This window comes from Staphylococcus sp. GDY8P72P, from assembly GCF_016890655.1.
GTDB lineage: Bacteria > Bacillota > Bacilli > Staphylococcales > Staphylococcaceae > Staphylococcus > Staphylococcus arlettae.
Genome location: NZ_JAFEQJ010000023.1, coordinates 1 through 15,483, shown reverse-complemented (window position 1 = coordinate 15,483; position 15,483 = coordinate 1). Strand labels below are relative to the sequence as shown.

At 30.1% G+C, this 15,483-nt stretch carries 20 protein-coding genes; 19 read left to right on the top strand and 1 reads right to left on the bottom strand.

The window, feature by feature from the left end; translation table 11 throughout:
* The first annotated feature begins 63 nt into the window (after positions 1 to 63).
* Positions 64 to 1,137 (top strand): hypothetical protein, encoded by a 1,074-nt coding sequence (locus tag JVU85_RS10250; protein WP_204172465.1) that lies wholly within the window; start codon positions 64 to 66, stop codon positions 1,135 to 1,137.
* A gap of 17 nt (positions 1,138 to 1,154) precedes the next feature.
* Here the strand turns inward: JVU85_RS10250 and JVU85_RS10245 are convergent, their stop codons facing one another.
* Entirely contained in the window at positions 1,155 to 1,571 is a 417-nt protein-coding gene (locus JVU85_RS10245; protein WP_204172462.1) for a hypothetical protein, read from the bottom strand.
* Between the two features lie 82 nt (positions 1,572 to 1,653).
* Here JVU85_RS10245 and JVU85_RS10240 point away from each other — a divergent pair, with 82 nt between their 5' ends.
* From JVU85_RS10240 to JVU85_RS10160, 18 genes are all read left to right on the top strand, one after another.
* Positions 1,654 to 3,093 carry a phage tail tip lysozyme gene (locus JVU85_RS10240; RefSeq protein ID WP_204172458.1) on the top strand — a complete coding sequence of 480 codons (1,440 nt, stop codon included), beginning with the start codon at positions 1,654 to 1,656 and terminating at the stop codon, positions 3,091 to 3,093.
* A 17-nt stretch (positions 3,094 to 3,110) separates the two neighbouring features.
* The gene (locus JVU85_RS10235; protein ID WP_165844796.1) at positions 3,111 to 3,653 is read left to right on the top strand and encodes a hypothetical protein; all 543 of its coding nucleotides are present in this window, start codon (positions 3,111 to 3,113) and stop codon (positions 3,651 to 3,653) included.
* Complete coding sequence (locus JVU85_RS10230) at positions 3,643 to 4,212, top strand: hypothetical protein (protein WP_165844795.1); 570 nt, start codon at positions 3,643 to 3,645, stop codon at positions 4,210 to 4,212. The genes JVU85_RS10235 and JVU85_RS10230 overlap by 11 nt, the downstream gene beginning before the upstream one ends.
* 149 nt (positions 4,213 to 4,361) lie before the next feature.
* Positions 4,362 to 4,838 carry a MerR family DNA-binding transcriptional regulator gene (locus JVU85_RS10225; protein ID WP_052335521.1) on the top strand — a complete coding sequence of 159 codons (477 nt, stop codon included), beginning with the start codon at positions 4,362 to 4,364 and terminating at the stop codon, positions 4,836 to 4,838.
* 135 nt (positions 4,839 to 4,973) lie between these two features.
* On the top strand, positions 4,974 to 5,213 hold the full coding sequence (locus JVU85_RS10220) for a hypothetical protein (protein WP_044120195.1): 240 nt from the start codon (positions 4,974 to 4,976) through the stop codon (positions 5,211 to 5,213).
* Between the two features lie 20 nt (positions 5,214 to 5,233).
* Entirely contained in the window at positions 5,234 to 5,968 is a 735-nt protein-coding gene (locus JVU85_RS10215; protein WP_044120196.1) for a hypothetical protein, read from the top strand.
* A gap of 8 nt (positions 5,969 to 5,976) precedes the next feature.
* Positions 5,977 to 6,330, top strand: a complete 354-nt coding sequence (locus JVU85_RS10210; RefSeq protein ID WP_145461851.1) for a hypothetical protein — start codon at positions 5,977 to 5,979, stop codon at positions 6,328 to 6,330.
* Between the two features lie 111 nt (positions 6,331 to 6,441).
* Positions 6,442 to 8,859, top strand: coding sequence for an FtsK/SpoIIIE domain-containing protein (locus tag JVU85_RS10205; protein WP_204172447.1), 2,418 nt, complete (start codon positions 6,442 to 6,444; stop codon positions 8,857 to 8,859).
* Between the two features lie 2 nt (positions 8,860 to 8,861).
* Positions 8,862 to 9,542 carry a hypothetical protein gene (locus tag JVU85_RS10200; RefSeq protein WP_204172446.1) on the top strand — a complete coding sequence of 227 codons (681 nt, stop codon included), beginning with the start codon at positions 8,862 to 8,864 and terminating at the stop codon, positions 9,540 to 9,542.
* A gap of 27 nt (positions 9,543 to 9,569) precedes the next feature.
* On the top strand, positions 9,570 to 10,568 hold the full coding sequence (locus JVU85_RS10195; RefSeq protein ID WP_204172443.1) for a DUF1002 domain-containing protein: 999 nt from the start codon (positions 9,570 to 9,572) through the stop codon (positions 10,566 to 10,568).
* Positions 10,569 to 10,676: 108 nt separating this feature from the next.
* Positions 10,677 to 11,405, top strand: coding sequence for a hypothetical protein (locus JVU85_RS10190; RefSeq protein WP_204172441.1), 729 nt, complete (start codon positions 10,677 to 10,679; stop codon positions 11,403 to 11,405).
* Positions 11,406 to 11,415: 10 nt separating this feature from the next.
* On the top strand, positions 11,416 to 12,051 hold the full coding sequence (locus tag JVU85_RS10185) for a rhomboid family intramembrane serine protease (RefSeq protein ID WP_204172437.1): 636 nt from the start codon (positions 11,416 to 11,418) through the stop codon (positions 12,049 to 12,051).
* A gap of 114 nt (positions 12,052 to 12,165) precedes the next feature.
* Positions 12,166 to 12,507: a transcriptional regulator, SarA/Rot family gene (locus JVU85_RS10180; protein ID WP_204172428.1), complete on the top strand. Its 342-nt coding sequence runs from the start codon at positions 12,166 to 12,168 to the stop codon at positions 12,505 to 12,507.
* Positions 12,508 to 12,534: 27 nt separating this feature from the next.
* Positions 12,535 to 12,939: a hypothetical protein gene (locus tag JVU85_RS10175; protein WP_204172425.1), complete on the top strand. Its 405-nt coding sequence runs from the start codon at positions 12,535 to 12,537 to the stop codon at positions 12,937 to 12,939.
* Positions 12,940 to 13,018: 79 nt separating this feature from the next.
* Entirely contained in the window at positions 13,019 to 13,669 is a 651-nt protein-coding gene (locus tag JVU85_RS10170) for a DsbA family protein (protein ID WP_204172424.1), read from the top strand.
* An 11-nt stretch (positions 13,670 to 13,680) separates the two neighbouring features.
* Positions 13,681 to 14,073 carry a hypothetical protein gene (locus JVU85_RS10165; RefSeq protein WP_204172422.1) on the top strand — a complete coding sequence of 131 codons (393 nt, stop codon included), beginning with the start codon at positions 13,681 to 13,683 and terminating at the stop codon, positions 14,071 to 14,073.
* Between the two features lie 251 nt (positions 14,074 to 14,324).
* Complete coding sequence (locus JVU85_RS14055; protein ID WP_260980271.1) at positions 14,325 to 14,459, top strand: hypothetical protein; 135 nt, start codon at positions 14,325 to 14,327, stop codon at positions 14,457 to 14,459.
* Between the two features lie 363 nt (positions 14,460 to 14,822).
* Positions 14,823 to 15,467 carry a hypothetical protein gene (locus tag JVU85_RS10160; protein ID WP_204172418.1) on the top strand — a complete coding sequence of 215 codons (645 nt, stop codon included), beginning with the start codon at positions 14,823 to 14,825 and terminating at the stop codon, positions 15,465 to 15,467.
* Positions 15,468 to 15,483 lie beyond the last annotated feature (16 nt).

The following is a 15,483-nucleotide window of genomic DNA, read 5'->3' as shown; positions in this document are numbered from 1 at the left end:
ATATGCTCATTTATAATGAACCTATTACAAATTAACATAAAAGAATTTAAGTGAGGCGTTATTATGAGTACGGGTAACGGCAATATAAAAAATTTTAGAAAAGATGTACCCTTTGAACAGATTCCTCGTGAATTTTTACAAGCTTGTGATACTAACAGTAAGCACAATAAAGGGCTATCTTTACAAGCCATTGGGCTATTATGTAATTTAAGAAGTTATGCTGAATCATGGGATTTGCATAAAACTGAGTTATATAAAAGATACGCTAAAAATAAAGAAGCTTCTGTAAAAAGAGCTTGGGATGAATTAGTAGAAAATGAGTATATCGTACAATTGAAAATAAGAGAAGGTAATAAAAATAAATACATTTATTACGTTACGGTTTATCCATTCACCAAAGAAGATATAAAAGAGATTGAAAAAAATGAAGGTGCAAAAGCAGTTAAAACCTTCACTAATCCTAGAAAATCGTTGTCAGAACAAGAAGATTTGAGCTTGAGGTTTTCCAGACCTCAAAACCAAGACCTCAAATCCCAGACCTCAAAACCCAGAACTAATATAAAACAAATGAAAGATATAACAAATGAAGATATAACAAATGTAAGAGAAGATAATAATGAAGTGCATGAAGTGAATGGGGATAATGCAGCAAACCATTCAAACAATGCAAACCATAGTGATACAAATATGGTTTCGATAGATTTTAAAGAATATATGCGACTTAGAGAAGCAGAACGAATGAATAATAACAACGAGGATATAAAACAAGTTATATTAGAGCAATTTCCAGAAGACCTAAGAAATTATATGTGTAACTTTGATTTAGAAGAAATTAAGTTGCTAAAAGAGTATATACTTATAGGCAAATCAAGCTACAATAAAAATGTTGATGTCAATAGAAGGCTTCTTTTGGAAGATGTAGAATTTGAGTTAATACTTATGTTAAAACGTATTAAACGGAAAATATATGAAAAGCAAGAAACAATAAAAGAACTAAATAGATACATTACTAGATCAACAGTAAATGTATTCAGTAGATATGCATCTGATTACTTTGAAGATGATATAGATATGAGTCATGTAGATATTGATAGTTTACCTCTAAAACAATTATGGGACGAACAAAAAGGCGAGTGATAATTCACCCGCCTTTTTTATTTGTGCATTTTATAAAACATTTGTGATGTATTCATTGTTTCTTCATCGTTATTTGTTTCTAAATAATCTTTAAATATTTCTGTATTAACATTACTATTGATTCGCAATCTATCTAGTTTACGAATGTCTTTGTCTAATGCATCTGAAAAGCCATTGTATAGATTATCAATCAATGCTTTTTCAGATGAAAGTTGATTTAATAGTTCATCTCGACGTGATGCAGTCAACTCATTACTTAATTTACCTTCTTTAAGTTCATAGAAAGTGTTATTTAGAGTTTCCAGTTTATCTGAAAAAGCATCAATAAGTTGGGTTAATTCATTAACTGAATCATAATGCTTATTTATATCAAAATTATCTTCGTGTTCTGTATTAACTTGATTATTTTTGTCTAATAATATGTTATTTTGCATACTTTTCGTCCTTTCGTATTTATAACTATTTATGGTATAATTATACCATAAAACATAATATTTTATAAGGTTGTGCATATAAATGAATAAAAAAACGTGGAGGTCAGTACTTCGCTTCACAATATTAAAAATACTATTTGTTTTTTTGTTTAGTACTTTAATTTTACAAGATTATTCACCAAATGACACTGCCAATGCAGAATCTAATGTAATTTATGATGCGCAAAGAGGATGTTCAACGTCCTCTGATGGTGGTAGTAGTGATGAAAACAGTGAATCTGGTGAATCAGATAGCAAGGATAGTAAAGATAAAGGCTCCGATAAATATGATGAAATTCCTAATAAGGAGAATATAAAAAAGATATATGATGTTTTGCATGGAAAACATGGTTTTTCAGCAGAATTTATAGCAGGAATTTTGTCGAACTGGTGGACAGAAGCACAACTAGACCCAACAGCTAATGAGCCGGGACAATTTGGTAAAGAAACAGCTAAGAAAGCTACAGATGGTGAATTAGGTATTGGCTTTGGACAGTGGAGTTTTGAGCGACACAAAGCGTTAGTAGATTGGGCTAAAAAGAAAGATGGTAATTGGTGGGAAATTGAGCATCAAATGGATTATATGGTAAATGGTGATGATATGTATGTAGACATATTAAAAAAACTAGCCCTAGATGCTAAAGATGATCCCGTTCAAGAAGCTGTTAATTTCCATAATGATTGGGAAAGATCAGCAGATTCAGAGTCTAAAATTAGAGAAGAACGTGGAGGAAATGCCAAAAAAATCTTGAGCTATATGAAAGATAATGGCATGGATGGAAAAAAAGAAGAATCAAAAATTAAAAAAATTGGTAAAGATTCTAAAGGTTCTAGTGGTGCATCAGCATCAGATACAGATAAAGAAAAAGAGACTAAAGCTGATCCATGTGCTGGTGGAGAAAAAGGTGAAGGAAATTCAGGCAGCGGTGACGGAAGCAAGATAGGCGACAGCACAAAAGTAAATGGCAAAAAAGCAAAAATAATTGGTAAAAACTATGAATGGGACGAATTACCAAGTAAATATAAAAAGCATGTTAAGTTACCAAAATTTGATAAAAGCTATATAGATAAACCGGGAAATGTATTCCCAAGTACTGGCAATAAAGGTCAGTGTACTGAATTAACGTGGGCTTATATGAATCAATTATGGAAGGGAAAACAGCCCACAAATGATGATAATTTAAAAAATGGTGACGGAAAAGATATATATAAAGCATATAAAGATAAAGATGCAAAAATGACAGAAAAACCGACAGTTGGTTACGGTTTTTCATCTGACCCACCATATGCACAGGCTACCGACCCATCAGTTGGACATACAGGCGTAGTCGTAGGCGTAATGGATGACGGTAAATGGATTATGGCAAATTACAATGTACCACCAAAACCAGCACCATCAAGAACGCTATATTATTCAGTCGTTGATGGGACAGATGGTAATGTGAAATTCTTTAGCGGCATTGGAAACAAACCTAAAAAATAATATGTAGGAGGGTTATTATGGACAAAGGGAAAAAATTTATCCAACTGACTATTATCGGAATTTTGGTAATAGCTATAGTTGTAATAAGTGTATTAGTAGCAAAGCAAAATAAAGTCATTGATGATTTGAAATCAGAGAAATCTAATATAGAACAGGTCAAAGAAAAATCTTTCACAAAAAACATCACACAAGATGAAGTAAGTGATTATAAAGGGAAAACGGAGAAAAAACTAGATTTATTCTTGAAACATAAATATGGAGACGATAGCCCAGATGATGAAGGGTCTGCATATAACGCAATCAGAGCTTTGTTTACTGTTCCCAGTCATAAAATTGTATTAACGAACAAATCACCAGAGAAAGATTTTATAAAATATTATAAACCTTTTGAATATAAAATAAGCAATTTCTCAGCCGAGAAACAAGATGATGATGTAAAAGTAATGTTCAATATAGAGACAGAATATGATGGCAAAACAATTAACGAAAATAATGATTTAATGTCATTGACTTTTGATGAAAATGATAACCTCAAAGGAGGTAGTTTATATGCAAAATAACAATGTGAAGATGACAACGATATTAGGAGTTATAATAAGTCTTTTAGCTATAGTAGTTATTATAATGGGCATAAATTTATTTAATAAATACAAGGAAGACGACAAAATCAAAAAAGATATTCAAACATTGCAAAGCAAAAACGAAGATGTTAAAAAACATAACAAAGATGTTGATAATAAAGAAAAAGAACAAGAGAAAGTTCTTCAAATTGATACTGTTACTAATAATACAACAGAATTTAATGATAAATTTTTCGCTTGGGATTCATGGAAAACATATTCAGACAACATGAAATATTTAAGAAACACTTTTCCTAATTTAGAAGAAAATGACAATGTTGAAATAGATGGCAAGGATGTAGGAACGGGGACATCACCCGAAAGCACTTATGAAAGTGATACATTTGTTACTGAAAATAAAAATGAAGTAAGCGAACTCATCAAACAATCTAAAAGTTATGATAGTAGAGCTACAGAAAAGCTATGGTTTAAAGTATCAAATAATGAAGAGGGCAAATATGATATTACTCAATTTGAATCTTACGAAAAAATAATCTAAGTAATTTATTAGCTAATGGGTGTGAAGTGCCGGTTAGCTAATAAATATTTTACATATAAAAACAAAACAATGTATAGTTTACAATGGTAAATAATTAACAAATGAATTATAGTTATACAACAATAGTAATTTTGAGCGAGGTGAAGAGCGTGAATAAACTATCAACTGGAGAAATAGCTGAACGCTTAGGTGTGACGCCGCATACCATAAGAAATTGGCATAAATCTGGTAAATTAGTTCCGGAATATGTTGATCCAGAGACAAACCATAGATATTATACTGAAGAACAAGTTTATGAGTATAATAAACGCTTGAGAAAAAAAGCGTATAAATACGATATGTTAAACTTAGTAGCCTATGTTAGGGATATTCCAAATAATTCAGCGAAAGAACAAAAGGAAGTTATAACTAAATATTTGCATAATAGGGGCATGAAAACAGAATGTATACAAGAAATGCATAAAAGTTATACAAACAGTGAGATTAAAGGAATAATGGAACAAGTCTTAGACGATGAAGTTGAAAATATAGTAGTTACAACAGAGCAGGTGTTTTTTGAAGGTGCTAAAGAAGTGATTAAGCATATATTGGAATATAAAGAAGCTAAAATAATAATAGCAGAATAATAATATATAAAAGATTTACAAGACATATGGAAAAAACCGTATGTCTTTTATTATATAAAGCAAAATACCTTTACAAAAATAATTGATGATAATATAATAAATATATATTAATTAGTCTGGAGAGGTTGGTGGATAATGTCTAATTCATCAGAACTATATGAAAAAGTTGAGAAGTTACTAAGACTTATTAAAGATGAAAATTACAAAGAAGTCACAGGTTATAAAATAAGTAAAGCAACGGGTGTACATGCAGTTACTATATCCAAATTGAAAAATAACCAATCTAAATTAGAAAATTTATCGGTATCTACATTTTTCGCTTTATACGATTATGCGGTAGAATTAGAGAATAAAGATAGTGACAGCAAACAATAAACGAAAGGTTTTTGATAGAAATGAAACTCACTAAAATACAAAGAGAAGTCCTTAACCAAAAATTTCAAGAAAGTTTTAACTCACCGGAATTAGAAGATAAATTTAAAACAGAATATAATGAAGCATATAAAAAAATGGCAGAAGAAATTTTGCAAGAACAGGGATTTCCCAAATATGTAGATGTCAATAAGGGGAACTTTGGCGTTAAAATAACACCTAAAAATGGCACTGATGTATTTGTAGATTACGTTGAAGAAACTGATGAAATTGAAAGTGATGAAGAGTTTGAAGCAGTTAGAAATGACGCTGAATTTTTTAGTGAAATTATTTTGAAAAACCTAAACGAAACAAATATGGCTTTTGAAATTAGAGAAGATCCAAGTGAATATTTAGAGCGAAATCCAACTGAAAGCTATTTATCTAAAGAAATGGAAAAATACTTTAATCCAACAGAATTTGAAGTAGTTTTGAAAGAAACTGATGAATTTAAAGAAGATTTGGCAGAAGTAGCAGAAGAAGAAGGATTCGATGCTGATGTTGATTTAGATAAACTAGATTATAAAGTGGAAGGATTAAAAGTAGCTGATACATTTGATTACTATGCAGAATTGTATTTAGATGAAGGTCATTTTGATGATGGAAATACTGTTCAATCATTTCTCAGAAGAGACTTTTATAGATTGTTGGCAGATGGAAGGAATTATGAGTGTACAATTAGAATTACAACTGATCCAGAAGAATATGGAGAAGAGTAGGTGTTAAAATGAACTTAAAACAATTAGCGTCTGATATGGCGTCTTATTATGTTGAAGAGAAGTTAGCACAACGTTTGATTGAAACAGACCATGAGATATTGAATGATATTGGCGATGAAGTATTAAACGAAGAAGGCTATCCAGAATGGGTCAAACTTGCAGATGTGAGATATACGATTCACATAGTCACAAATTATACGTTTGAAGATTGGGCTGAACTTGGTAAAGCAATGTTTGATATAGAGAATGTGAAGCAATTTGTGAAAGAGGATATGTATGATATGTTCATGGATTTCATAGATTTATTTGATATAAAAATGTATATAAAAACAGATAAAGAAGAATTAGAAACGACACAGTAAAAAGCGGGCAAAAGCTCGTTTTTTTACTAAAATAAGTTTACAAAAAGTTTTAAGATATATATAATAAATGTAAGTTAATATTTGCCCTAAAGGGTTGAAAGGATGGCAAAAATGAGCAACTCAAATAAAAATACTTATCCTTTTGCACTTATCTCAAAAATAATTTATAAAGCATTATGGATATTTTCAATTTTAACAATTGCAGCATTTTTAATATTTATAGTTTTGAAAAAGCTTGTATTAAAAATAATAGAAATATTGTTTGATGGAGATTACTTATACAGAACCATCAATTGGATTGCAGATGCATTAGGCGGTATTTTTGCCACATTATTTGGTTCTACATGGACACCAGATGCTTCATGGGTTCCTCATACGGATAAATTAAGTAACTCATTTGCAGAAGCAACACAAAATAGTGGCATAGGAATTTTAAAATTTCTGATTATATGTGTTGTGTTACTGGCTATAGCCTACTTATTTACTATTATTATGAGACATCATAAAGGTGAAATGGCGCCTTTGATGAATGATATTGAAAGTAGTAGGTTAAGACGCAAAATAATTCGTAAAGTTGATGCGGGTTATATAAATAGAAGTGGTGAGCAGAAGAAAAAGTACAACAAAATTGATAAAAAAACTAAAAGACATATTAGAAGAAGATTAAAAGTAAGTATCCATACTTCCATTCCTAATGGCTATCCAATGCCAGTAAAAAAATACCATATAAGAATTAGAAGAGGTAGAACTACAGCGATCAATAATAAACTACTGAATAAAATTAAAGATTTACACACAGAACTAACAGATATGACTAATGGTATTAGTTTCGACCAAATGAAAACAGAGACAAATAGAAGATACTTTATATACGAAGGCAGTCAAGAAAAACAACTAAAAGAGGCTAGAAGCGTTATTAAAAAACGTGAAAAACTTGCTGAAGAAAAAGGTAACGATAATGTAATTAATAGTGGAACAGGTGATATTTATACGTTCCCATTAGATATATTGGCGGCAGACCAAACTAAAATTGAAAAGCAAACTAAAAAAGCTGAAAAATTCGCAGAAGATAATCAAGGTATCATTGATACTCAATTGGCTTCTATGGATATGCAGGTAGAAGCAAAAAAACCGAAAGTAGGAAATGGGGCTGTAGAATATGTATATGGCACACGCTTTAGTACAGCTACTAAATCTTTAGATACAATTAAAGAAGCATTGGAAAAAGCTTTGAAAATTGATGGTGTAACTGTCTATTCAAGAGCTAATAATATGATTATTAATGTTCCACTACCAGAGAAAAAACGTATACCAGTAGATGGAGAAAATCTAATCAGAAAAGTGTTTGATGAAGAAATAGAAGACCCTACTCATGCAATTTTAGGTCAAGGAGTAGATAATGACCCGCTTCATTTTGCTTTCAGTGAAGCGCCACATACTTTAATAGGTGGTACAACTGGTTCTGGTAAATCTGTATTAAGTAAATTTATGTTAATTTCAATGATGGCTAAGGCAACACCCAAAGAATTAAGAATACAAATTGTAGACCCGAAGTATGTTGATTTTGTACCTTTTGAAAAGTCACCATATAATTTAAATGATGTTATTACAGATATTAAAAATGATGCAGTACCGTTTCTAAAATATTTGGTAATACAAATGGAAGAGAGATTTAAAAAGTTTAAAAATGAAGCTGGCGGAACTGAGAATATCAAAGAATATAATGAATGGGCGGAAAAAAATGGGAAAGAGAAAATGCCTTATATCGTTGTATTTATTGATGAAGTAGCAGATTTAATGAATCAAGTACAAAAAGAAATAGAAGAACCTATTCAGAGATTAGGACAAAAAGGACGTGCTTCTGGTATACACTTGATATTATCAACGCAAAGACCGTCAAGAGAAGTAGTTACTGGTTTAATTAAATCTAACTTACCAACAAGATTAGCACTTAGTGTAGGTTCAGAAGTAGATAGCCGAATTATTTTAGACGAGACAGGTGCGGAAACATTAAAAGGGAAAGGTGATATGTTATTTGCACCTCAAGGGTCGAAACCAACAAGAGCGCAAGGGGCTAATATTACAAGAGATCAACTGAATCAAATATTTGATACTTTAAATGAAAAATTTGAAAAACCAATATATCCAAACTATCACGCAATAGTGGAAAGAGCAGAAGCCGAAGAAGATGGTGGAACTTACGATGAAGGTGATAATCCACAAATTGCAGCAGTGAGTTCATTACAAAGCAGTAGAGACGGATTTAATGAAGAACCAACTCAAAGTGAGAATAAGCGCAAATCAAAAGATAGTATGACTAAAGATGAACAAGATATAGTAGCAATGGCTATGAAGCGAAATGAAGAACGTAAACAAAAGCGAAAAGCGAAAAATAAAACTAAATCAATATCAATTGACCCAATGCAATTTGTGAAAGATAGTGATAAAGATGATAAAAAAACCAATGAAGAACCTAGCAAATCTAACAAAGATTCGGGCAAAAGTACGTCGGACTTATTGGGGTTATAGCAATGAGTATATTTGAAAAAATAGAAAGATGGTTACATCCTTATCGCTATGCATTTGAAGAGGAAGAAGTGAAAGAATTTACGACCAAGAAAAAACGTAAAAAACAAAATTTTAAAGGCAAGATAAAACCAAAAATGAGTGAGCAAGACGAAAAAGCTAAAAAAGAATTTTTGAGTCGTGGTGAAATAGGCATAGAAATTGTTACTGTTAGTAAACAATTAAATAAAACAGATGCTTTAAAGACTTTAGATAGAAGTGGCTATAGTATTGGCTATTTCCATCATGATAGTGATAGTCACCAATTAGCAGTTAAATTTAATACTAATTCTGGGTGGTTATATCACGAAAGAAACGAAGGCAAAAGGAAAAAATTACAACCATTAGTCTATTTGAAAAATAAAAAACAAGAAGACAAAACTCACATGATACCTATTGGATTTCATGGCTCAGAAAATGATGAACGACTGTTAGTTGGATTTCATGGCAAGATAAATAAAGGCAGTTTGAAAACGTTAGAGGAATATGTGACTAATGTAAATAGCAAGGAACCGATTTTATGGTTTGTAGATATTCGTAGACAAGCAGATCAAACAGCTATATGGAACGCTACTATTTGGGATGAAGAACATAACTTAATAGCCGATGAATCATTTCATGACAAATCACAATTTGTGTGGCTATAGTCAAAAAACAATAAGGGGAGAAAAGATATGAGAAAGTTTGTGACAGGTCTAATTGTTAGTTCTATGCTAGTTGGAGGTGTAGCTAAAGCAGAAAGTAACACCGAAAGTAGTAATGAAGATTGGGATAAGCCTATTTTTATACAGGGTGAAGACTTAGAAGGCGAAAGTTTAAACGAGACTGAGGAAAAATTAAACGTCAAAGATGATTATGAAACGTTTAAAGTTGGTGTAGATGATGTTAGTAACTATTTGCCCTCAAGTAGTAACCTTAGCTATATCTATTCAAGTGCTACTATAGAGAAAAAAAGTTTTAGAAATGGTGTAGATGTAACAATAGATACACCCGAAAATATTACTAAAGTGACTACAGAACAATATCGTAATGCAGCATTAACCGCTGGTATACAGAAAGCTGATATTCACATAGCATCTATAGAAAAAGTAACTGGTGAAGGCGCTTTAGCTGGTATTTATAAAGCGTACGAAGAAAAAGGTAATCGTTTAGACAATGAAGACATTCAAAGTGCAAATGAAGAACTAGAAGACATTTCTAATATATCAGAAGAAAATAAAGGCAAAGATGGATATTCAGATGAAGCATTAAATGCGAGTATTGCTGATATTAAAAAAGAACTCGCTGATATACGAAAAAAACAAGATGAACAACTGTCACAAGCTCAAGTGGAAGATGCAGTTAATAAAGTATTAGATGAAAGAGGTCTAAATGAGACGTTAAGTGACAATCAAAAGCAAGTAATAATTAAAAACATGGTGAATGTAGCAAATTCAAAAGCACTTAATGATAATCCTAAAGACTATTATAAAAATGCTAAAAGTGTAACTAAAGATATACAAAGTTATGCTGGTGAAAAACTAGACCAAGCAAAAGAAAAAGCTGGTGAGTTAAATAATGATAATAACAAGAACTTAGTAGAGAGCGCTTTGGACTTTATCAAAGGGATTTTCGATGCTATAAGCAACTTCATTCAGAATATACTAGATTTCTTTTCAAATATGTTCAAATAATCTGTAATAAAACCCCTTTATTGGGGTTTTATTAGCTGTTATGTTTACAAAAAATATTAAAAGAAATATAATGAATCTATATATGAATGTAAAAAGCGAGGGAAATCTATGTCTAAAGACTATAAACAACAAATGATTATGTATTTAACAAAGGATAATAGAGCGAAAATTAATGAATATATATTAGGATATTTAAATGTAAAAGATATTACTAAAGAAACAGGTTTAGATAGATATGTATTTTATACAGCTATTGAAGATATTAATCCAGATATTCCAAAAATTAGAAAGGAGAATAGAAATGAAGTAATGCAAGCTATTGAAAGACAGATCAAAAGATGTATTCCTTTTGAAAATTTAGAATTTGATGTAGGACAAATTTTTGGGAAAAATAATAAATACGAAACTGTCCCACAATACAAGCAAAAAATAAGATTGAGTAATAGATTAAGAATTAATGGTTTTGAATTAACAGATTATCAATTTGTTTCAAAAAATGTTTTATTAAGTTGGTATAAACGATATAAAACGAGACAGCAATTAAAATTAGGTGAAATAACAGGGTACCAAATTGCCAAAAAATATAAGCTGAATACAGCTACTGTTTATGGAATTAAAAGAGAAATGGAAGAAAACAAACCTTTGTTACATGCAACGTCGGAATCACAAGAAGCTATGTTTTTAGAAAACATTGATATGTTTGCAGAATATCAAAATAAAGAAGATATACAAGAGATAGCAAACAAACACAATGAAGAGGAATGGATAGTTAAAGTTGTTATTGAAACTATGCAGGAATTAGAAGATGTTATAGAAAATTACTCTAAAGAAAAATGAGTTGATAAAAATGAAAAGTAGAGTACGAAAACAAAATACCAAGTATTTAACTTATGGATTTGTAGTAGTGATTTTATTTTTCTATTTATATAATTTAATTATTAATGGGTTAGACGCAATAACGGGAGCAACACCACAGCAAATGTTAGAAGTTGGAGCGTTGACAGAATCATCAAGTAAATGGAAGTTACTTAGTTCGCTATTTGTACATGGATCAATAGGGCATTTGCTTATGAACATAGTATTACTAATCATACTTGGAAATATAGTGAGTAATGAGTACGGGAAAATCTTATTTGTAGTTATATTTATATTCAGTGGATTGTTAGGTAATGTATTTACAATATTAATAAATCATAGTGTTGTAGTATTTGGTGCTTCTGGTTCTATATATGGCTTTTTAGGGGCATTTTCAGCGCTTTTAATAACAAATAGGGATATTACTATAGAAAAAGACGTTAAGCTTGTATTTGGGGTGTTAATGACCGTCTGTATAAGTGTTATTTACACACTAATTGCTGAGAACATTAATGTGATTTCACATATAACGGGTTTATTTGCTGGTTTTGTAATTCCACTTATTAGTACAAGTGCAATATATGTATATAGATTATCCGCTTCAAACAAAAACTATAAAAAGGGCTAAAATAAATGTAAAATAGCCTTTTTTATTTTAATTTATATTTACAAAAGTAATTGAAAATAATATAATTAATAAAGATTCACTAACTGATGAAGTAACTTAAGAGGTGGCACGTAAATGGAAATTAAAGAGTATGTGGAAATAAATGTACAATTTAAGAACTTAAATAAAGAAATATACGAAATGTTAGAATTAACTCATTCGCATATCATTATATTGTACTATGTGTATGTGTCAGCAGAAAAAAAGATTGATTTAAGCGAAATAGAAGAAAAAATGAGTACGAATACTAGTATATTGAATAGACAAATTAAAGAGTTACAAAAAAGGGATTATATTACTAAACACAGATATGAGAACAATTTGAGAAAAGTATATATAACAATGACTGATGAACAATATATGAATGTAAAAGCTTTGATAGACCTCGTAGAAGAATACTTACAAACGTATAAATAATAATTTGTTTAAAAGGGGTTAAGATTAATGGCAAATAAATTAATAGAATGTGGGGACATACAAGTATCTAAAGCAAAAAAAGATAATTTGTTAGTAGTAAGTTGCAATGGAGCATTAGCAGGTACAGGAAGAACGGAAATTAATTTATACGTTGATGAAGAAAGAGCGATTATACACTTATTTGATGATTTAAGACATAGTTCTACTTCAATTATGAGTGTGGTGAACACTCAATTTGTCATTGAATTAACATCATTATTAGGAATTGAATATAACAAGTATAGAGTTATTGTTTATTATGCTCCTATTAAGCACAATCCTTTTATTGTCGAATTTTTAAAAGATAAAAATGAATTTATTGAAGTTAGGGAAAGTGATATATTTGATAAATTCTATCAAATGGCAACGAATAATGAAAAAATTATTAAATAGTGGAACTTTAAGCAGTCTGAAAAGGTAAAAGTTTAAAATATATTGTGTATGAGTCAGATCAATCAGAGGTGTTAATTGAATGAAACATTGGAAGTTAATGGCAGTAATAGCAACAATCATAGTTATTGCTATAGTTGGTTATTTAGTAATACATGATAATAAAAAAGATAGATTAGAAAACGATACTAAACAAAGTGTAGAAAAAGGCAACAAGGATAGCCAAATTAATGTTGTGATGTTTGGAGATTTCAAGTGTCCATATTGCAAAGAATATGATGAAACGGTATTTAAGAAGTTAGATAAAGAGTACATACAAAAAGGAGTTATAAACTACAAATTTGTTAATTTAGGTTTTCTAGGTAATGATTCTAAAAAAGCAGCACGAGCAGGACAAGCAATTTATAATTATAGCCCAAAGGCTTATTGGAAGTTTCATGAGCGTTTATTTGAAATACAAGATAAAGAGCAAGCAAAAAAAGATGATTGGTTGACTGAAAGAGTTATAAATCGAGAAATTGACAACCTAAATATATCTAAAAATAATTCCCAAAAAATAAAAAAAGACTATAAAACAAGCGGTAGTGAGTCTTGGAAATCCGCTTCAAAAGATAGAGCATTAAAGGATAAATATCATATTAAGCAAGTACCTACACTTTATATAAATGGAAAAAAAGTAAAAGATGTATATGATTATAAAAAAGTAAAACAAATGATAGACAAAGAACGGTAGGTGTGAGTGCAATGGCAAAGGGTACTTTAGAAGATGTAACAGAAAATCCTAATTTGTATAAGATTGGGTTAGTATATAAGCAAAGAAGAAAATATTTTAAACTACCAACACTAAACCTTATTTTAGGACTGTTATTATATGGATTAACGACTTATATAGCCCAAAGCGTTATTTTAAGTGCGAGTGTTTGGTTTTTGACTATCATAATAGGTATTTACGTTTTAATGAAATTTAAACAATGTAGAGAGCTACTCGGTAAACTAATGACAGAGGAAATTAACAAGCAAAATACTAATACGAAAAAGAAATTAATTGTTCTATCAAAGTGGGGAGATTGGAAACTATACACATTGATTATTATTAATATAATAATTGCCAGTCATTGCTTAACATTAACCTTATAACATTAAAAATTGATCTATTTGGCGATATGCTAATAGGTCATTTTTTTGAAATGTAAGACTGTAATAATATATAAGGGTTATAACAAACATGTAGGCAATAAAAACCTACATTTAAGCATAATATTAAGAAATATTATTGTAATTATATTTCAAAACAATTTACAAAAAATATCAAAAATAATATAAAAAGTGTTGACGCGTACATAAATGTACGATATACTAGGTTTATCAACAAAAGGGAGGTGAACTTTTTGAAACGAAGTGATAAGCACCAAGAAAAGCCAGACAGAGAAGAAGAAATGAAACTACTAACTTCCATTTTCCAACTACTCACAGCAGTACTTACTTTCATTAACATTCTTCTCACAATCATCGCAAGATTATAAAAAAAGGGGGGCTACCCCCCTTACTATTTAAAAATGAATAGGGGCGTTGATATAAATGAATAACACAAAAATAGATTTTTTATTAAGTGCTATAGGTCTATTGGTAAGTATCGTATGCTTTGCTATATTGTTAATATATTGTTTTAAGTAAAATCACTTCGTAAATTAAAAGGTTCACTTTCAAATTGAAATACAAGGGGATATAGCGATGAATGTAATTGACTGGTTTCAAAATATAATACAAGCAATCATAAATTATGTGTTTCTAGCTATACAAACACCAGCAGTACTTGGGGCAATCATAATATTTTTAATTCTCATGGTTATAACGGGTAATATAAAAAAATGAAAGGGTGTTAAACGATGAAAAGAACTGAAAAAAACAAACAGTATTACGAACAAGATAGACGTGAAGAGCGTAACCACCGTTCACAATATGAGCGAGAACAAAATTACAATGCACAAAATGATGATAAGAATAAAAGGCTTGAAGAGTTCTACAACCATAAAAAGTTAGAAGAAGAAAACAAAAAGAATAAAAAGCGAAATAAATGGTTAGGGTTTGGATTAATTATCCTACTTATCATTTTAGCTATATTCGTATTCAAATCTTGTAATAATAGCAATGAAGAAGTAAATCAAGAAGCAACAGATAATCAAACACAGGAGCAACAGCAACAGCCAAATAATAACGATCAATATGTACAACAAAAAGATGAAGAAATTCAAGGACAAATCAAAGATACAAAAGATAGTATTGAAAATTCAAATGAGAATACAGATTCAAAACTTCAACAGTTAAAAGATGAAATCAGTAGCTTAAAAGAAAATTCAAACGACCAAAAAACAGATAAAGTAGCAAATGAATATGAAGATACTGTAAACAATCTTGATGAAGCAAAACAAGCCAAAGATAATGGCGATGATAGTAAAGTTAAAGAAGAATTAGGGAAAGTGAACGATAAGCTAGATGAAATCAAAGACAAAATAGCTTCATATTTTGAATAATATAACTAGGAGCATG